The sequence below is a fragment of the Anoxybacillus sp. genome, assembly GCF_036834105.1.
In the GTDB taxonomy this organism is placed as follows: domain Bacteria; phylum Bacillota; class Bacilli; order Bacillales; family Anoxybacillaceae; genus Anoxybacillus.
In genome coordinates this window covers 1-18,674 of the sequence record NZ_DAITON010000016.1, presented here as the reverse complement: position 1 = coordinate 18,674, position 18,674 = coordinate 1, and the positions used below count along the sequence as shown (strand labels likewise).

At 43.7% G+C, this 18,674-nt stretch carries 21 protein-coding genes and 1 pseudogene; 9 read left to right on the top strand and 13 right to left on the bottom strand.

All coding sequences use genetic code 11. From position 1 onward, the window contains the following. The 6 genes from V7Z64_RS03335 to argC all read right to left on the bottom strand — a co-directional run. A partial coding sequence (locus tag V7Z64_RS03335) for a carbamoyl phosphate synthase large subunit (RefSeq protein WP_334109319.1) occupies nt 1-1,958 on the bottom strand: 1,958 nt, incomplete at its 3' end. Next, nucleotides 1,951-3,018 (bottom strand): carbamoyl phosphate synthase small subunit, encoded by a 1,068-nt coding sequence (locus tag V7Z64_RS03330; RefSeq protein WP_297990631.1) that lies wholly within the window; start codon nt 3,016-3,018, stop codon nt 1,951-1,953. The genes V7Z64_RS03330 and V7Z64_RS03335, both read right to left, overlap by 8 nt. A 49-nt stretch (nt 3,019-3,067) precedes the next feature. After that, complete coding sequence (locus tag V7Z64_RS03325; RefSeq protein ID WP_297990630.1) at nt 3,068-4,225, bottom strand: acetylornithine transaminase; 1,158 nt, start codon at nt 4,223-4,225, stop codon at nt 3,068-3,070. Continuing rightward, complete coding sequence (gene argB, locus V7Z64_RS03320) at nt 4,222-4,986, bottom strand: acetylglutamate kinase (RefSeq protein ID WP_297990629.1); 765 nt, start codon at nt 4,984-4,986, stop codon at nt 4,222-4,224. The genes V7Z64_RS03325 and argB overlap by 4 nt, the downstream gene beginning before the upstream one ends. Nucleotides 4,987-4,992: 6 nt before the next feature. Beyond that, nucleotides 4,993-6,219 carry a bifunctional ornithine acetyltransferase/N-acetylglutamate synthase gene (gene argJ, locus V7Z64_RS03315; protein WP_297990634.1) on the bottom strand — a complete coding sequence of 409 codons (1,227 nt, stop codon included), beginning with the start codon at nt 6,217-6,219 and terminating at the stop codon, nt 4,993-4,995. 14 nt (nt 6,220-6,233) lie between these two features. Then, nucleotides 6,234-7,259: an N-acetyl-gamma-glutamyl-phosphate reductase gene (gene argC, locus V7Z64_RS03310; RefSeq protein ID WP_297990628.1), complete on the bottom strand. Its 1,026-nt coding sequence runs from the start codon at nt 7,257-7,259 to the stop codon at nt 6,234-6,236. A gap of 172 nt (nt 7,260-7,431) precedes the next feature. On the opposite strand from argC, the gene V7Z64_RS03305 reads away from it, so the two are divergent. Continuing rightward, nucleotides 7,432-8,115, top strand: a complete 684-nt coding sequence (locus V7Z64_RS03305; RefSeq protein WP_297990627.1) for a Crp/Fnr family transcriptional regulator — start codon at nt 7,432-7,434, stop codon at nt 8,113-8,115. A 46-nt stretch (nt 8,116-8,161) separates the two neighbouring features. On the opposite strand, the gene V7Z64_RS03300 is transcribed toward V7Z64_RS03305, so the two are convergent. Further along, nucleotides 8,162-8,869 (bottom strand): YwiC-like family protein, encoded by a 708-nt coding sequence (locus tag V7Z64_RS03300; RefSeq protein ID WP_297990626.1) that lies wholly within the window; start codon nt 8,867-8,869, stop codon nt 8,162-8,164. Nucleotides 8,870-8,938: 69 nt separating this feature from the next. Continuing rightward, nucleotides 8,939-9,694, bottom strand: coding sequence for an alpha/beta fold hydrolase (locus V7Z64_RS03295; protein ID WP_297990625.1), 756 nt, complete (start codon nt 9,692-9,694; stop codon nt 8,939-8,941). 109 nt (nt 9,695-9,803) lie between these two features. Here V7Z64_RS03295 and V7Z64_RS03290 point away from each other — a divergent pair, with 109 nt between their 5' ends. The 3 genes from V7Z64_RS03290 (at nt 9,804) to V7Z64_RS03280 (ending at nt 11,027) form a co-directional block, all read left to right on the top strand. Beyond that, nucleotides 9,804-10,610: a Cof-type HAD-IIB family hydrolase gene (locus tag V7Z64_RS03290; protein WP_297990624.1), complete on the top strand. Its 807-nt coding sequence runs from the start codon at nt 9,804-9,806 to the stop codon at nt 10,608-10,610. An 89-nt stretch (nt 10,611-10,699) separates the two neighbouring features. Then, nucleotides 10,700-10,852, top strand: coding sequence for a hypothetical protein (locus tag V7Z64_RS03285; RefSeq protein WP_003395439.1), 153 nt, complete (start codon nt 10,700-10,702; stop codon nt 10,850-10,852). Between the two features lies 1 nt (nt 10,853). After that, nucleotides 10,854-11,027, top strand: coding sequence for a DUF3813 domain-containing protein (locus tag V7Z64_RS03280; protein WP_003395440.1), 174 nt, complete (start codon nt 10,854-10,856; stop codon nt 11,025-11,027). A gap of 23 nt (nt 11,028-11,050) precedes the next feature. Here V7Z64_RS03280 and V7Z64_RS03275 read toward each other — a convergent pair whose 3' ends face one another. After that, on the bottom strand, nt 11,051-11,884 hold the full coding sequence (locus tag V7Z64_RS03275; RefSeq protein WP_003395441.1) for a YitT family protein: 834 nt from the start codon (nt 11,882-11,884) through the stop codon (nt 11,051-11,053). An 87-nt stretch (nt 11,885-11,971) separates the two neighbouring features. On the opposite strand from V7Z64_RS03275, the gene V7Z64_RS03270 reads away from it, so the two are divergent. Further along, on the top strand, nt 11,972-12,835 hold the full coding sequence (locus V7Z64_RS03270) for a DegV family protein (RefSeq protein WP_297990623.1): 864 nt from the start codon (nt 11,972-11,974) through the stop codon (nt 12,833-12,835). A 31-nt stretch (nt 12,836-12,866) separates the two neighbouring features. Further along, nucleotides 12,867-12,992 (top strand): DUF3941 domain-containing protein, encoded by a 126-nt coding sequence (locus tag V7Z64_RS03265; RefSeq protein WP_003395443.1) that lies wholly within the window; start codon nt 12,867-12,869, stop codon nt 12,990-12,992. Between the two features lie 232 nt (nt 12,993-13,224). On the opposite strand, the gene V7Z64_RS03260 is transcribed toward V7Z64_RS03265, so the two are convergent. After that, nucleotides 13,225-13,314 carry a putative holin-like toxin gene (locus V7Z64_RS03260; RefSeq protein ID WP_003395444.1) on the bottom strand — a complete coding sequence of 30 codons (90 nt, stop codon included), beginning with the start codon at nt 13,312-13,314 and terminating at the stop codon, nt 13,225-13,227. Between the two features lie 25 nt (nt 13,315-13,339). Further along, nucleotides 13,340-13,519 (bottom strand): type II toxin-antitoxin system PemK/MazF family toxin, encoded by a 180-nt coding sequence (locus tag V7Z64_RS03255; RefSeq protein WP_297990633.1) that lies wholly within the window; start codon nt 13,517-13,519, stop codon nt 13,340-13,342. 155 nt (nt 13,520-13,674) lie between these two features. Between V7Z64_RS03255 and V7Z64_RS03250 the strand changes: the two genes are divergently transcribed. The 3 genes and pseudogenes from V7Z64_RS03250 to V7Z64_RS03240 all read left to right on the top strand — a co-directional run. Next, complete coding sequence (locus V7Z64_RS03250) at nt 13,675-14,880, top strand: AAA family ATPase (protein ID WP_297990622.1); 1,206 nt, start codon at nt 13,675-13,677, stop codon at nt 14,878-14,880. Between the two features lie 18 nt (nt 14,881-14,898). Further along, complete coding sequence (locus V7Z64_RS03245; protein ID WP_297990621.1) at nt 14,899-15,738, top strand: hypothetical protein; 840 nt, start codon at nt 14,899-14,901, stop codon at nt 15,736-15,738. A 35-nt stretch (nt 15,739-15,773) separates the two neighbouring features. Beyond that, nucleotides 15,774-15,956: pseudogene (locus V7Z64_RS03240) on the top strand (IS3 family transposase); the annotation flags it as partial. A gap of 41 nt (nt 15,957-15,997) precedes the next feature. On the opposite strand, the gene V7Z64_RS03235 reads toward V7Z64_RS03240, so the two are convergent. Both V7Z64_RS03235 and V7Z64_RS03230 read right to left on the bottom strand, forming a co-directional pair. Further along, a complete protein-coding gene (locus tag V7Z64_RS03235) occupies nt 15,998-17,650 on the bottom strand; it encodes a methyl-accepting chemotaxis protein (RefSeq protein WP_297990620.1) in 1,653 nt (550 codons plus the stop codon). A gap of 12 nt (nt 17,651-17,662) precedes the next feature. Continuing rightward, nucleotides 17,663-18,628 carry a BMP family lipoprotein gene (locus tag V7Z64_RS03230; protein WP_297990619.1) on the bottom strand — a complete coding sequence of 322 codons (966 nt, stop codon included), beginning with the start codon at nt 18,626-18,628 and terminating at the stop codon, nt 17,663-17,665. Nucleotides 18,629-18,674: the final 46 nt, after the last annotated feature.

The following is an 18,674-nucleotide window of genomic DNA, read 5'->3' as shown; positions in this document are numbered from 1 at the left end:
CCGTACGTTTCTAGCTTGCTTGCTAAATTAATGGCCGTCTGTCCGCCAAATTGCACGATGACCGCTTCGACGTTTTCCGCCTCGATCACATTTAACACATCTTCTACGGTTAGCGGCTCAAAATACAAGCGGTCTGCGACGGTGAAATCGGTGCTGACCGTTTCCGGATTGTTGTTTATTAAAATCGCTTCATACCCTGCTTGTTGCAAAGCGTACACGCAATGAACGGAGCCGTAATCGAACTCTACCCCTTGCCCAATTCGAATCGGTCCTGAGCCGAGAATGAGCATTTTCGGCTTGTCGCTCGCTTGCACTTCGCTTTCGCCAAAATATGTCGAATAATAATATGACGTTTCTGCTGAAAATTCTGCCGCACACGTATCGACCATTTTATAGGCGGGCACAATGCCGTATGCTTTTCTTTTTTCACGTACATCTTTTTCCTCAACATGCCATATATAAGCTAAATACGCATCAGAAAACCCTTTCTCTTTCAACGTGCGAAACGTTCGTTCATCTACCGTATCGAGCGTTATGTTTTTCGCCTGTTGTTCAAGCGCAATGAGCTGAGCAAAACGAGTTAAAAAATACAAGTCAATTTTTGTCCGCTCATGTATTTCGCTCGTTGGAATGCCGCGACGAAGCAGCTCAAGTATAGCGAAAAAGCGGCGGTCATCCCCTTTTTTGATGATGTCAATTAACGATTTCGTCGGCTCGTTCGCAAGCGCCGGTGAATGTAAGCCGATATGATCTAATTCAAGAGAATGAATCGCCTTTTGCAACGCCCGTTCAAAGTTGCGATCAATCGCCATCACTTCCCCGGTCGCTTTCATTTGCGTGCCAAGGCGACGATCGGCAAACGGAAATTTATCAAACGGGAAGCGCGGAAATTTCACAACGACATAATCGAGCGCAGGTTCAAAGCTCGCATACGTATGGCCTGTCACCGGATTCATTAATTCGGCAAGCGTGTAGCCGACCGCCAATTTCGCCGCCATTCTTGCGATCGGATAGCCAGTCGCTTTCGATGCGAGCGCAGATGAACGGCTGACGCGTGGATTGACTTCAATTAAGTAATATTTTTTGCTCGTCGGATCAAGCGCAAATTGAATGTTGCATCCGCCGACAACGCCAAGTGCGGAAATAATTTTAATCGCTGCGGAGCGCAACATATGATATTCTACATCCGTCAACGTTTGCGACGGAGCGACAACGATCGAATCGCCCGTATGAATGCCGACAGGATCAATATTTTCCATATTACAAATCGTGATGCACGTATTTGTATGATCTCGCATCACTTCATATTCAATTTCTTTAAAGCCTGCCACGCTCCGTTCGACTAAACATTGCGAAATCGGACTTTCACGTAGCCCCTTCGCAACAATCTTTATCAATTCATCCATCGTTTCGGCGATGCCGCCCCCCGTTCCACCGAGCGTATACGCTGGACGAACGATAATCGGAAATCCGATTTGCTCAGCAAACTGCACCGCTTCTTCTACCGTTGTTACAATTTCACTTTCTGGCACAGGTTCATTTAATTCATACATTAAAGCGCGAAACGCTTCACGATCTTCCCCGCGCTTAATCGACTCAATCGGCGTACCGAGCAAGCGGACGTTATATTTTTGCAAAATGCCTCGTTCGTGTAAAGCAAACGCTAAATTCAGCCCCGTCTGGCCGCCAAGCGTGGCCAATAGCCCATCGGGTCGCTCTTTCGCGATAATTTTTTCCATGCTCTCGACAGTAAGTGGCTCAAAATAGACGGCATCGGCATGCACTTCATCAGTCATAATCGTCGCCGGATTGTTGTTCGCTAAAATGACGCGATACCCTTCCTCTTTTAACGCTAAACACCCTTGCGTTCCCGAGTAGTCAAACTCCGCTGCTTGACCGATGACGATCGGACCAGAACCGATGACAAGAATGGAACGTAGCGTACAATCTTTAGGCATATACTTTCTCCTTTCTTGCTGCTTTCATCATGTCGACAAATTCGGCAAAAATAAATTGTGTATCGTTTGGACCAGGATGTGCCTCTGGATGGTATTGCACGCATAAAATCGGCTTCGTTTCATGAGCCACCCCTTCAACAGAACCGTCATTGACGTTTACAAAGCGAACGGAAAGCGGCGTATGCGCTAAACTTTCTACTTTCACCACATAGCCATGATTTTGCGATGTCATCCATACTCTTTTCGTTTTCACATCATATACTGGCTGATTGGCCCCGCGATGCCCAAACTTCAATTTTTCCGTATCTCCCCCATAAGCGAGCGAAACGAGTTGATGCCCAAGGCAAATGGCAAGCGTCGGATAACGTTCGATGACCGCCAACACATTCGGCAAATAAGTCGACAATTGTTTCGGGTCTCCGGGTCCATTTGATAACAAGACGCCATCAGGATCGAGCTGCTCTACCGTTTGTAACGTCGTGTTGTACGGAACGACGGTTACACGACAGCCATGCTCCATTAACGAATAAACGATGGACTTTTTATATCCGAAATCAAATAAAACAACGTGCATGTCGCCACTTCCGTACGTTTCGACGTCCGATGTACTGACGAGCGGAACAGGATGTTGTTCTTCCATTTGCACAACTGCCGTTTCACGTAACGAAATAACAGCAGGCATCGCCCCATGTTCTCGAATTTGTTTTACTAATGCTCGCGTATCGACGTGGCTAACGAGCGGAACGTTCCATTTTTGCAAATATTGTTTGAGACTATATGCCGCTTCGTAATGATAGCCTGTTTCCTCCGCTTCATAGACGATCACCGCCTTCACATGCGGCTGTTTGCTTTCAAAATCAACTTCGTTCACTCCGTAATTGCCGATCAACGGATACGTAAACACGATGATTTGGTTTTTATACGATGGATCAGTCAACACTTCTTGATACCCTGTCATTCCTGTAAAAAAGACGACTTCACCAGAAACATCCCCCGTCCACGCCGTTTCTAGTTTCCCAGCAAACGTTTTGCCGTTTTGCAAATGTACATACGCTTCCATGTTCACACCCCAAACGAATGTTTATTAAACAAAAAGAATTTTTATTCATTTATACGTATAAAAAATCACGTTCATACGATGTTAACGCCTCTTGTAATATGTTGACTGCTTCATCGATCTCTTCTTTCGTTACGGTGAGCGGTGGCAATAAACGAATGACGTTCGGTCCCGCCGCTAACACGAGCAGTCCTCTTTCATGAATATGCGGCAAGATGTTTGCCACTTGTTCGTTGCACGCTATGCCCACCATAAGTCCTAACCCGCGCACATGCGTAACGATATGGATATGTTCAAGCGCCTTTGTTAATTGCTCGTGAAAATACGTTCCTTTTTCGCGCACGTCTTGTAAAAACGAAGGTTGTGTGACGATGTCAAGCGTCGCCTTCGCTGCTGCCATCGCTAAGGCGTTTCCGCCAAACGTCGAGCCGTGCACACCTGCGCTAAACGTCGGAACGACATGTTTTTTCCCGATCATCGCCCCGACAGGAAAACCGCTTCCTAATCCTTTCGCAACGGTAATGACATCCGGGGAAATGTCAAACTGCTCGTAAGCGAACAACGTTCCCGTTCGCCCGATCCCTGTTTGCACTTCATCAACAATAAGCAATGCGCCATATGTTTGGCAAAGCCGCTCTGCCGCCTGCAAAAACGACTTTTCACCAACGACAACACCGCCTTCTCCTTGCACAACTTCCACCATGACGGCCGCCACCGTTTCATCCATTTCCCGCTCAAGCGCATCAATATCGTTAAACGGCACATAAACAAACGTCGGTAACAACGGACCGAATCCGTCATGAATTTTCGCTTGCCCTGTCGCCGACATCGTCGCAAACGTACGCCCGTGAAACGACTGTTCACACGTAATGATTTTTGAGCGTCCGGTATGTTTCCGTGCTAGCTTGATCGCCGCCTCGTTCGCCTCTGCCCCGCTATTGCAAAAAAACACCGCATCCCCGACGGAATGTTGAACGAGAAGGGAGGCAACTTCTTCTTGAATCGGAAGATGAAACAAATTGGACACGTGCCATACTTCATTGAGCTGCGCCTCTAGCGCTTGCTGGACAGCGGGATGGCGATGGCCGAGATTGCATACCGCAATGCCGGCAATAAAATCGATATACTGTTTTCCGTCTGTTGCGATCAATTTCGTCCCTTCCGCTTTGGCGACCGTAATCGGAAACCGTTGATAAGTTGGAAAAATCATACACACACCTCTTTCTTCATCATCGTTCCATGCCACGTACCATGTTCATAAAATGGAACTTTCCCGCTTACAATGGCCACTTCATTGACCGCGTGAAGCGCATGAAGGGCAGCTTTTACTTTCGGAATCATCCCTCCTGAAATCGTCCCATCGGCAATCATCGCTTCAACCATTTGAGCTGTCGCTTCTTTGACGACTTCACCATTGTTTAAAATGCCGGCGACATCCGTTACAAAAACGAGTTTGTCAGCCGAAAGCGCCTGCGCTACTGCCGCCGCCGCCGTATCTGCATTAATGTTATACGTTTGACCATGCTCATCTACACCGATCGGCGCGATGACAGGAACGTATGCGTGGCGCAACAACGTATGGATAATGTGCGCGTGAACGTGTACAACTTCCCCAACATAACCGAGCGTTTGTACATCGATCGGGTTTGCTTGCAACAACTTGTCATCGACACCCGATAACCCTACTGCGCGAATGTCATTTGTTTGTAAAAGAGAGACGAGCGTTTTGTTCACTTTTCCATTCAAAACCATTTCTACAACGTGCAACACTTCTTTTGTCGTTTTCCGCAATCCGTTAACAAATTCGGACGGAATGTTCAGCGCGTGAAGGAGCTGCCCGATATCCGGACCACCTCCATGGACGATGACAACGTCTATTCCGCTTCTTCTTAACTGTTGCACGCTCGTAAAAAATGCTGGGGATAATTCATGAAGCACGCTACCGCCGCATTTGATCACAATCACACTCATTCCCCCTTACGTCCGATAGCTTGCGTTAATTTTAATGTAGTCGTACGTTAAATCGCAGCCCCACGCAACGCCTTCCCCGTCACCGACATGCAAATCTACCGTAATGACGACAACGTCTTCCATTAAAGCTGCTTTCGCTTCTTCTTCACCAAACGGCATCGGTTCGCTCTGCTTTAACATGTGAACTGAACCGATCCATACGTCCACATCGTTCGGGTTAACGAATGCTCCGCTATGACCAATCGCTCCGATAATGCGCCCCCAATTCGCATCCGCTCCGTACACTGCTGTTTTCACTAGATTGGAACCGACAATATGTTTCGCGGCCCATTTTGCCTCTTCGTCCGTCCGCGCTCCTTTCACGCGCGCTTCAATTAACTTCGTCGCCCCTTCTCCGTCGCGAGCAATTTGTTTTGCTAAATGTTCGCACGTTTTCCGAAGCGCTTCATAAAAATTCGCCCAATCGGGATGCTGAGGAGAAAGCGGTTCATTCCCTGCTAATCCGCTCGCCATGACGATGACCATATCGTTCGTTGACGTTTCGCCATCGACGGTAATTTGGTTAAACGACACGTTTGTAATCGAGCGAAGCGCATGTTGTAGCACGTCTGACGGAAGGTTTGCATCGGTCGTAATGAAAGCAAGCATCGTCGCCATATTCGGATGAATCATCCCCGATCCTTTTGCCGCCCCTGCAACTGTCACAACTTGACCATCGATCACCGTTTCATAACACGTTTTTTTCATGACAAGATCGGTCGTTAAAATAGCTGTTTGAAAATCGACCGCCCCGCTCCATTGTGCCGTCGGTTCAAGCTTCGGGATGCTCGCGCGAATTTTTTCGATCGGTAAACGTTCGCCGATCACTCCCGTCGATGCGACAGCGACGAGGTGTTCATGGAGCCCAAACGCTTCTGCACACCATTTGCGCATGTCGTACGCATCTTTTAGCCCTTGTTCGCCCGTACATGCGTTAGCATAGGCGCTATTGACGATAACGGCTTGTAACTTATTTTCAACAGCGATGCTTTCTTTCGTCACTTGTAACGGAGCAGCTTGAAACACGTTTTGAGTGTATACAGCTGCACATGAGGCTGGCACGTCGCAAACGATCACACCTAAATCTTTTTTCGTATAACGCAAGCCGGCATGAATGCCAGCCGCCCGAAAGCCTTTTGGCGTTACAATTGTTCCATCTGCCATATATTTCACTTTTTCTTCAACGATCATCATTTTTTCCACCCCTTTTACGGATACATCGGCATCGATGTCAATCCGGTTTGTTCGTCCCATCCACACATGACGTTGGCGTTTTGAACGGCCTGCCCTGCCGCCCCTTTCACTAAATTATCGATGACGCTCACAACAGTAATGCGATTTGTTCGTTCATCATAAGCAAGCCCAATATCGCAATAGTTCGAACCGTACACGTCTTTCGTACACGGAAAAGATCCTGCCTCCCGAACGCGTACGAACGGGCAATGTTTATACGTTTCTTTATATAATTCTATTATTCTTTCAAGCGACAATGGGCGCGCGGCTTCCGCATACATCGTCGCCATAATGCCGCGCGTCATCGGAATTAAATGGGTGCTAAACGTCACCGGCTCCATTTGTTCATTCCAGTCGCATAACATTTGTTCAATTTCAGGAATATGTTGATGTGTATTCACTTTGTATATTTTTACGTTTTCATTCGTTTCCGAAAAATGAACGCCAAGCGATACGCCTCGTCCTGCGCCAGATACACCTGATTTCGCATCTATAATGACGCGATGCGGAACAATCCATTTTTCAATGACGAGCGGTGCTAATCCAAGCAACGTCGCCGTTGGATAACAGCCCGGATTGGCGATTAAGCTCGCCGTCGCAATGCGGTCGCGATTCCACTCGGTCAGCCCATACACCGCCTGTTTTAATAGTTCCTTGTTCGGCGCCTGTTTTTTATACCACTTCGCATACACGTTCCCATCACGCAAACGAAAGTCTCCAGATAAATCAATGACTTTATACCCTGCCGCAAGCAACTTCGGCGTCCATTCGCTCGATACACCGGGCGGCGTCGCTAAAAAAACGAGATCGCCCTCGATGTCATCGATTCGAATATCACGCAAGATGAATGACTCTTCCATATACGGATACACATCACGAAGCGGAACACCTGCTTGTGAAGATGAATGAACGGAAACGACGCGCATGTACGGATGATGTTGCAATAAACGAATAAGTTCAATTCCTCCGTAGCCTGTCGCTCCGATAATGGAGACTTTCATTTCCCCGTTCCCCACTTTCTATATATGTTGTAAATTTAGTTATCATTATAATACTGCATAAAAATAAAATCAAATGTATATTTAAATATTTTTTATTTTTCTGTTCCATATATTGACGTCATGTTTTTTTTTCTTTTTAATGAAACTAGAGAACAGTAAAGGTGGTTATTGTATGACTATTCAACCGATCTCCTTATCCGACCTTCTTTCCCTTCCTCATCATATGATCGATATGCAAAAAGGAGAATATGTGTTTCGGGAAGGAGAAGTGGCGAGCGAACTATACGTCGTATGTGCAGGAAAAGTGCAGTTGACCAAAACGACAGATGAAGGGCGCGAACTATCGCTTCGCATTTGTGAACAAGGGGATGCGTTCGGGGAGATCGTTCCGTTTCAATTGGCGTGCACATGTACGGTAAGCGCGAAAATGGTGGAAGCGGGGACGTTAGCTGTCATTCATAAACAACAAGTCGAAGAACGATTGTTGCTCGATCATGCGTTTGCGTTGCAATTTATGCAATGGCTCAATTTGCAACTGCAACGCATGCAAACGAAAATACGCGACTTAATTTTACATGGAAAAAAGGGAGCGCTCTATTCTACGCTCATCCGCCTCGCGAACAGTTACGGCGTTCAAACAGAGGACGGCATTCTCATCAATGTTCCGATGACAAATCAAGAACTTGCCAACTTTTGCGGCAGCGCGCGCGAAGTCGTCAGCCGATTATTAAAAGAGTTAAAAGAGCTACAAATCATCTCCGTCCACAAAGGAAAAATAACGATTCACGATTTGCAGTTTTTAAAAGATGAAATTCGTTGCGAAGGTTGTCCCATTGACATATGCAATATGAAATAAAGACGGAGACATAAAACAAGAGGAGAAAATTTTCTCCTCCCAGCCGCTAATAAAACATAACGACGACAAGCGCAAAATAAACAGCGTTGACGATTTCATAAATCCCTACTTTTTTAATCGACATCGCTTTCCCATAAAAGTACATCGCACGCAAGCCGCTCGGCACGTAAGCGAGCGCCAACCAGCCATGTCCCGCCGCGATGCATGCGACAATAAGCCCGATATGAAATATCCAAGATGCCCATTTATACCGCGGATTGTTTTTTTCACGAATCATCGTTTTCACGTAAAATGTGCTTCCGACGAAAAATAAAACGGAGGCAACAAATAAAAACAACGCTTTTTCATCGATTGCTCCCGTTCCGACATAGTAGCTTCCTACACCGCCGAGCGAAAAGTTCATAATCGCCGCCACATCGTTTGTAAACGACCGCTCTTTTTTCTTTTTCGCAAAATATATATTCACGACAAAAAACGGAACCATAGCTAATCCAAAATAAACGAGCGTCGGCTTGTAAGCAAGCGGAATAGCGACGAAAATGAGAGCAACAAATGTATAGATGGCAAGCCATTTTTTATGATGAGCGGTCGCTTGCTTTTTTACAACGAGCATCCATATATATGTGGCTAAATAAAGAAAAAACCATGCGACAAATAACGGAACATGAAGCCACGTCGCTTGACCGATGTCGATGCCGAATAAAAATGGAATGATTAACATCGCCCATGCGCCATGTTGTTTCGGAATAACCATGCTATCCCTCCTCACGTCTCATTGTATCATCCTCCTCTCTTCTTTTTTTGTGATACATGTCACATGTTTTTATAAATGTGTGACAAACCATTGAACCGTTTGTAAACATGCTTCGCGCGTCACTTTATGACCTGCTCGTTCGTCGACTAACATACGGAGCGGCTTATGAAACGGCTCGATTTGTTTATAAAAGGCGTATGTATAGTCAAAAGGAACGACGTCGTCTTGTTTTCCGTGCCAAATGAATAGCGGACGGCCATTTAATTTTTCCGGCTGTAGCGATAAATCGTATGTTGTTAATGTGTTGCGCAACGAAGCGAGCTGCTCGTTTGACAGCGGCAAAGCCATTCCTTTTCGCTCAGCGAATTGCAGCTGCAAGTCGAAAAACATTCGATAGCATGGGCTGCCCATGAGCGAGCCAGCGACACGAATCCATTCATATTGCGTTAACGCACCGAACGTCACAATGCCTCCCATCGATGTCCCAACGACGCCGATGCGATTCGGATCAACAACGTTTCGTTCGACGAGCTCATTTTTTATATCATCTAGCTCGCGAATGGTCGTTAATACAATATCCCAAAATGACAAATGAAGCTCATCGTCAGAGAGCGAATTTGGGCGTTCCCCATGATACAACGCATCCGGCAAAATGACGCGATATCCTGCTTCTGCAAGCCAATAGCCAAAATGAAGATTATGTTCCTTCGCGCTCGTAAATCCATGAATAAATATGACGAGCGGCCGCATATGATGAATATCATCATCTTTTACAACGTGCAAACAAGGAACGTTTGCGATTGTCTCGCGAATAATCGTTACCATCTTCTCATCTCCCTTGTTATCTTTTAACATCATCTTACCATATAGACAAGTTTTTTGGAAAAACGATACACTACAAGAGTAGAACATTTTAACGAAAAGGGGAACAATCATGGACAAACATTTAATTGCGCTTGATTTAGACGGCACGTTATTAAAAGACAATAAAACCATTTCCGAACGTACATACGCTGTCATTCAAAAAGCAAAACAAGCCGGACATATCGTCGTCATCGCGACAGGACGTCCGTACCGCGCAAGCAAAATGTATTACGAACAATTGGAACTAACAACGCCGATCGTCAATTTTAACGGAGCGTTCGTCCATCATCCGAAAGATGACAGCTGGGGGATGTATCATACTCCGCTTCAGCTTGAAACGGTGAAAGAAATTATTGACGTCAGCAGAAAATATAACGTGCGCAACATTTTAGCGGAAGTGATGGACGATGTATATTTTCACGAACATGACGAACAGCTGCTCGATTTATTTAATTTAGGCGATCCGAACGTATATATCGGAAATTTGCACGATATTTTACGGAAAGACCCGACGAGCATTTTAATTTTATCGGATGAACAAAACGTTGCACGCATTCGCACATATTTATCGGAAGTGCATGCCAACGTCATCGACCATCGCAGTTGGACAGCCCCGTGGCACGTCATTGAAATCGTCCATACTGGCGTCCATAAAGCGTTTGGGCTTGAAAAAGTCGCTTCTTTCTATGGCATTCCGCGCGAGCGCGTGATTGCTTTTGGCGATGAAGATAACGATATCGAGATGTTAAAATGGGCAGGAATCGGCGTCGCGATGGGCAATGCGATCGATCCGCTTAAAGCGGTCGCAGATGATGTCACAAAAACGAATGAAGAAGACGGCATCGCGATGTATTTGCAATCGTTATTAAAGTTATAAAAAATTCCCTCACGTATTGTAGCCCAAACATGAACAAACTATCATCGACGCGATATGCGTCACAAGCGGCGAACAAGGGGGAATGTCGTGTGGGCAAACGAAACAAATCGAAGCGGTTTATTCAACAAAGTGCCGATGCAGTATATAAGCATGATGAAAAAATTCCGTATCATATGACGTATGAGGAAGCGGAACAACGCAAAGCAGAAAAAGCGGATCATGCAAATCTTGGGGGATTTTAATATGGGCAATCCATTGTTTCAACAAGCAAGAAAGGCGGTCGCTAAAGCAAAAGAAGAGCGCACGGAACGCGCCATCGCTGTCGCCAAAAATGCGCTCTCATCCGCTTTCGCTAACGCCAACGACGCCGAACGAAAACAGTTGCACGCTTTGCAAGACGAACTTCATGCATTGTAAAAAGCTGCGCCGTGCGCGCAGCTTTACTCTTTTCGGAAAAACCCAACGACTTCTGTCGTTTGCATAATGTTCGTGAACGCTTTCGGATCGACTTCTTTAATAATGCGTTTTAAATCAAACAGCTCGTAGCGCGTAATAACGATCATAAGCATATCTTTATCTTCATTTAAAAACGCGCCTTTCGCCGGGATGACTGTAATGCCGCGAATCATTCGCGACTTAATTGCTTGCTTCATCTCTTCCCCTTTTGTCGTAATAATGAGCGCAGTTAATTTTTGATGGCGCGTATGAATCGCATCAATGACGCGCGTCGTCACATATAACGTCACGAGCGTATATAACGCTTTTTCCCATCCGTACATATATCCAGCTGTTAAAATAATGATGGAGTTTAACGCAAAAATGTACGTCCCGACCGAACGATCATTGACGCGAGACAATACGAGCGCAATAATATCTAATCCGCCTGTTGACGCCCCCCATTTTAACGTCCAGCCCGTTCCGACTGCTGCAATCACTCCGCCGAAAACGGCGTTCAATAAAATGTCTTCAGAAAGCGAACGAACAGGAATGATTTCAAGAAATAGCGACATAAACACAACGCTTAAAAAGCTATAAAACGTAAAAGACTTCCCTACCTTTTTCCATCCTAAAATGGCGACAGGAATGTTAAACAAAAAGAGCAATAAACCTGTCGAAATAACATACGGTGTATAATCGCCAACGACTTTAGAAATGAGCTGTGCAGCTCCAGCGAATCCGCTCGTATATACGTTCGCCGGAATTAAAAATAAATTCATGCCGATCGCGTTTAATAACCCACCGATAATGACGACAAACAATTTTTTTACGTCCACAACACATCCTCCTACAAAGCGATAAGATTGTTTTTTTCCATAATAATCGCTACACTTAAAATAAGTACATACATAGGGGTGATTGAAATGAATATTAAAATTATAGCGGATAGCGGGTGCGATTTGCCACTTTCTTTTATACAAGAAAAACAAATGGCTTTTTTACCGTTAGCTGTTCATATAAACGACAAAGACTACGATGATCAACTGACGATCCAGCCAAAACAAGTATACGATGCGATGCGCGCAGGCGACGTACCGAAAACATCGCAAGCGAAACCTTCGCAAATGGAAGAGCTATTTACGACGTTAGCGAAAGAGCGCGTACCTGCCATTTATATCGCCTTCTCTTCCGCCTTGTCAGGCACATATCAAACGGCGGTCATGATTCGAAACGAAGTGCTTGAACAATATCCGAACGCGAAACTAACCGTCATCGACTCGAAATGCGCCTCGCTCGGGCTAGGGCTTGTCGTAAAAAAAGCAGTTGAGCTCGCTGAAAGCGGCATGGCGTACGACGACGTCGTGGCAACGATTGAGACGTATTGTCGTCATATGGAACATATTTTTACTGTCGATGACTTGCAATATTTAGCGCGCGGCGGGCGCGTCAGCAAAACGGCAGCGTTTGTCGGCGGGGTGTTAAACATTAAACCGCTTCTTCACGTCGAGGACGGAAAATTAATCCCGATTGAAAAAGTGCGTGGACGGAAAAAAGTGTTGAAACGAATGGTCGAGCTCATGCAAGAGCGCGGAGCGGACGTTCAAAACCAACTGATCGGCATTAGCCACGGCGACGATGAACAAACGGCGCTCGAACTGAAAGCGATGATTGAAGAAACGTTCGGCTGCAAGCAGTTTTTCATTTCTGACATCGGCGGCGCGATCGGAGCGCATGCCGGACCGGGAACGATCGCTCTCTTTTTCTTGAATAAACAGCTTGAGCATTGATTACACTACCCGATAAAGGGGTGACGAAGCGATGACAAGCGACAACGATAAAAAAGCAAAAGACAATAACGCGAAACGACACGAAAAAAATATGGAGCGCGAGAAAAATCGCCAAGCTGGCAAACGCGCCTACTCAAAAGAGACGAATCATTTGTAAAACAAGAATAGCTACGTGAGCATAATTAAAAGGTGTCCTATTCCTTTTCGAACACACTTTTTGCTCTTTTCATTGTTCCCTTTTGGCGTTATAATGAAGGGTGAATATGATATAAAATAAGGGCATTGGCTGCCACCAATGCCCTACGATACACGGCTTACTGCAAGACGTGCAGTGGCCCGAGGTATATGTTAGGAAGTAACCTACCCTCACTTAGGCCTAGCAGGGTGGGTTACTTTTTATCTTTAGCAACCGCAATTACTGCAACAATTAAAGATGCGAAGGCAATCATTAGCGTTAGTGCATCTTCAACCGCAATCATCAGTAGCCCCCCTTTTGTAAGTACGTTACAGGTCAAATCCCCATTTTACACGGTTCATAATCTTATTTAAATCATCCTCGTGTATATTGCCGATATGTTGCTTTAATCGTACTTTGTTGACGGTCGTTAATTCTTCTACCTTTACCGCAGAAGTCTGCGCTAAAAACAGATAAACTTCCTTATGTGCTTTGACGTTTAGATAAATATGAAAAGTATAAAATAAAAAGGTTGTGAAAAGGACAAAGAGGTCTATAAATGTCTTTTTTTATATTATTAGGTTTAAAATTAATGATAATTACGTTAAAATATTAGTATTAATATATATAAGATATATAAAGGTGTGAAAAGGAGGGATATGGTTTGAGAAAGCTTCGTTCTAATGAAGTGTTCAAACCGGGATCATTTCCGAAATACACATACGTTTCTAGAAAGTCTTCGGGTTTCGGTTTTACGTATGAAACACGTTTGAAGCAAGCTCTTAATACATCGGGATATTTAACGTCCATTATTGGTCCATCTAAAACAGGGAAGACTGTCTTATGTGAGAAAGTGATCGAACCGCAAAATATGGTTTCTTTAACAGGTAGTGATTTTAAAAATGCAAAAGACTTTTGGGAAGTTGTTGCAAATAAAGTCGGTTTGCCTCTTGGAGGAGAATACTCAGAAACGACTTTGCTAAAAGGCACTGATAATAATCCAGAAGATAAATCAATTTCTACTCGAGAAAAGTATGGATCAAACAAGGATAAAGTGATTGAATTTTTTAAAAAAAATAATCTTGTGTTAGTTCTAGATGATTTCCATTATGCTCCTGAAGAGGTGCAGCTAGATATCGCTTATCAATTAAAAGATGCCATTAGAAGAGAATTTAAAGCTGTGGTTATATCACTACCTCATAGAGCGGATGACTCCATTAGGAAAAATCCAGATTTGAGCGGCAGATTAAATTTAATTAATATCGAACCATGGCAAGAAGATGAGTTAAAGGAAATTGCGATTACTGGTTTTGAGCAGCTTGGCATCAAAATAAATGATGAATTGGCTTCAAAAATGGCTTTAGAAAGCCTTACATCTCCACAGTTAATGCAGTCAATTTGTTTGAATCTGTCGCTTATTTTAAATATTGATGAAGATGAAAGTATAAAGGAAATAAATGACGAAAAAAAATTGGAAGAAAGTTATCGGTTCACTACTATTAACTTACCGTATCAAGAAGTGGTTAAAAAGTTAATGGCCGGTCCATCGACAAGGGGACAAAAAAGAAAAAAATATCAATTAAAAAATGAAGAAAAAGCGGATATTTATCATATTTTATTAAAAGCAATTGCTCAAGATCCACCTGTTGTTAGCCTGTCAGTGGACGAAATGAAAGAGAGAATCGATCAGCTGCTAGTAATTAATTCAAAGGAAAAAATTGAGAAGAACAAGATTAGAGATTCTCTTCAAAAATTGCATGATATCATGTTTTCTAGTGAGCCTATTTATCAAGTCTTTGAATGGAAAGATAATCAAATATTCATTCTAGATCCCCTGTTCCTGTTCTTTTTAAGATGGGGTACTTATTGATCGTGAAGGGGGATTTATATGTCGATGATTCGAAAAGAGCCGGATATAGTTATAAAAGAAATAAATGAAAGAATAGATGATCTCGAAAAACTTATAAGCCTCTATGAACAAAGGCAAGATGTTTATGACTCTTTTAACGCTTGGAGGAACGATGTAAAGAGAACATTGAGTGAAAATTTTTCTGAACCATCAATAAGTAAAGATTTTCTGATTGAAACGAAAGTGGTTCCAAATAAATTCTCAAGAGAGGACACTATTAGCAAAGTCGGGGAAGCTCTTCAAAAAAGTAGAGATATTTTGAGTAAATTAAAATCTGACGTTGAGTCCGGTAAATACTTACCAGAGAAAAGTGCTGAGGATCATATAGACAAAACAATGGCTGTAACGATTATCCGAAAGATTTTAAAGAATTTTCATAAACACATTGAGGCAATGTATCAAGATGAAGTTCATGGTAATGGCACGATCAAAAAGGAAGATTTAGACAATATTAAAATCGGAAATGAGTATGATGTTCAGCGGATACTGTATTCGTTAATCAGACCAATATTTCCAAATGCTAGATTAGAGGTTGTGAATAATGCTGGCTACGCTTCTGTCAGATACGATATCGTACTCGATGAATATGGAATTGTAATTGAAGTGAAATGTACAAGAGAAAACATGACTGAACGTAAATTGACGGAAGAGTTAGGTGCAGATTCATTTCATTATAAAGCCGATCATCTTTTCCTGTTTATATTTGATAAAGTGAAATTAATAAAAAACCCTGATGCTTTTAAGAAGGCTTTTCGAAGAGAAAAACAAGGTTTTGATAAAGAACTTGAAACAATTATTATTCGAGAAATCACTTTCTGATTTCTAAAATGCAAAGAGTTTTGTTAAGGTGAATGGCATGTATCGAATGTTTCTTCTCACATCTAAAGAAAGAGAAGTTGTATTTGATGCGCCCAAAAACGATAGAACAGGCGTATCAAGCTATTCAAGAGTATATTTATTTTTACAATCACAGTCGTTTTCAAGAAAAACTGAACGGCCTTTCCCCGATTGAATATCGAGAAAAGGCCGTAGCTTAATGTACTCTTTTTTTAATGTCTACTTGACAGGGCTATGTGCATTACTTCATTTGAAACTTCGCCATCATTTGTTGTAGGTCGTCTGTCAGTTGGCGCAATGTCGTCACTTTTTCACCCATTTTTTTGAACGCCTCTAACTGCTCGACCATTGACGCAGCAATTTGTTCGCTACCTGCTGCGGATTGCTCAACGACCGCGCTAATGCTTTCCACGTTTTGTAAAACGTTTTTACCAAGCTCTTTCGACTCGTTCATGCCGATCACGAGCGCTTGAATATCTGTTGTAATATGATGCACTTTGTTTTCAATTTGTGCAAACGCCTCTGTCGTCGTTTCAATCGCTTTTGTTTGCGCCTCAGCGATATGAACACCGCGGCGAACCGCTTCTGTCACATTCGTTAAACCAGATTGAATGAGTTGTACCATTTCAAAAATTTGGCTTGTCGCTTTCGATGATTCTTCTGCCAGTTTGCGCACTTCTTCCGCGACGACTGCAAATCCTTTTCCTGCCTCCCCTGCACGCGCCGCTTCAATCGCGGCATTTAACGCGAGCAAGTTCGTCTGCGTAGCAATGTCCGATACCGCTTTAGCCATATCTTCAATTTTGCTTGCATACGCTGCAAACTGCTTTGTTGACTGTTCAATCGAAGCGGTCGCTTTTGCGTTTTCATCAATAAACGATTTTTGTTCGGCTAGCGCAGCTTGACCATGCGTGATTGCTTCCACCGCCTCATCGCTATACCGAGCTGTTTGTTCGGTGCGCGCGACATTTTGTTGCACCGTTTGTTCCATTCGCTCAATGAGCTGCACCGCGCTTTGCAAGTCTTCCGAAATACTTTGTGCCCCTGCCGACAATTCGTTCGTTGATACAGCAACTTGGTTATTAATTTCCGTCAACATTTTCGTTTCATCATCAATGTCTTTCGCAAACACCTCAACTTGTTTGCTTGCCGTATCGACCGACTGAAGCAATCCGTTAAGCTGGTTGGCCATCGTTGTAAAAGCTTCATTTAAATCCGCTAACTCATCTTTCCCGTTATACACAACAGGCTCGATACGCAAATTGCCGCGCGCAATTTGTTTCGCATTTTCCGCAATGTTGCGAAGAGGTGCCGTAATTTTTTTTGTTAAGCGAAAACCGCTAAATCCAGCAAACAATAGCACGATCGCGATCGCAATGAGCGAAATCGTAATGACTTGTTGTATTTGACTTTGCAATTGCTTTTGCATATGTTCGTAATACTCGCTTACATACGTATTTACGACATGCACATCGTTTAATACCCCTTCCGCGCGCATCGACTGGCGGCGAATTTCCGCCACATTTTGCGCATCAAGCGCTGCTTTTGATTCACTTGCTAGCGCGGCAAATTTGTTGTTTGCTCGTTCAAGCGAAGGGCGAACATACGGTGCAGTCAATCCTTTGTTTAATGCGCTAAACAACTTTTCCGATTCTTCCAAATGAACGAGCACTTCTTGCTTATTTCCTTCTGTCGGGCTGTAGGCGTAATTGCTTAAACTTTGCTTCGTCGCTTTTAGTTCTGCCTGCAAATGTTGTGCTTTCATCATGAGCGGAACGAAATCTTGATTCGACGATTGAATAGAAAGCATATTCATAATAATGAATACGATAATGGCGCCTGCAATAATTGGCGTTGCTAATGAGTGAAATAATAGTCGTTGTTGAATAGACATCGTATCCCTCCTTTATTTCGCGATGCCGTTTGTCGCTTGTTCTTTCCATTTTTCTAACGTTGCTTGTTGCTCTGGACTAAACGTCACGACACGAATAGGCGCTAAATCGACGCCGTTTTCTTTTAATCCTAGTTCAACCGTTCCTTTTGGCACGTCTTTCTTTTCGACATATTGTTGAATAACCGTATATAATGCGACATCGACATTTTTTAACATCGATGTGACGACTGCTTTTTCTGCATAAAAATATTGGTCGCTATCGACACCGATCGCATATTTTCCGTTCATCTCTGCTTCGCGCAATACGCCAACACCTGTAAATCCGGCGGCAGCATATAGCACGTCTGCCCCGTTTGCGATCATTTGTTTTGCAATTTGTGCCCCAAGCTTATCGTCACCGAAGTTGCCTGCATACACTTCTTGCACATTCGCTTCCGGTCTAACCGCTTTTACCCCTTTTATAAAGCCGTTTGCAAATTTGCGAATAAGAGGAACATCTGCCCCCCCGACAAAGCCGACGTTGTTCGTTTTCGTCAACATACCAGCAACGACGCCTGCTAAAAAGCTACCTTCATCTTCTTTAAACGTAATCGATGTAATGTTTGGTAAATCTGATACGGCATCAATTAATATAAATTGCTGTTTCGGATACGTTTTCGCTACCTTTTCTAAATCTTGCTGCACCATAAAGCCGAGACCGATAACGAGATCGTTCCCTGCTTCAACAAGCTCGGTTAGCCCTTTTTCATACGTCCCCGTCTCTTTTAACTCACGATAGTCAAAAAAAATGCCAAGCTCATCGCGCGCTTTCATAAGCCCTTTAAACGCTGAATCGCTAAACGATTGATCCCCTAGTCCGACATCTGACAACATAATACCGATTTTGACACGTTCTTTCGGTTGAAATGAACTCGTTTGTGAACACCCGGCGGCAAGCAATAACACGAATGCCATCATGAGTGAAATTATTTTTTTCATAAAATTTCCTCATCTCCTTATCTTTCATTCAAATCCCACTTCATTT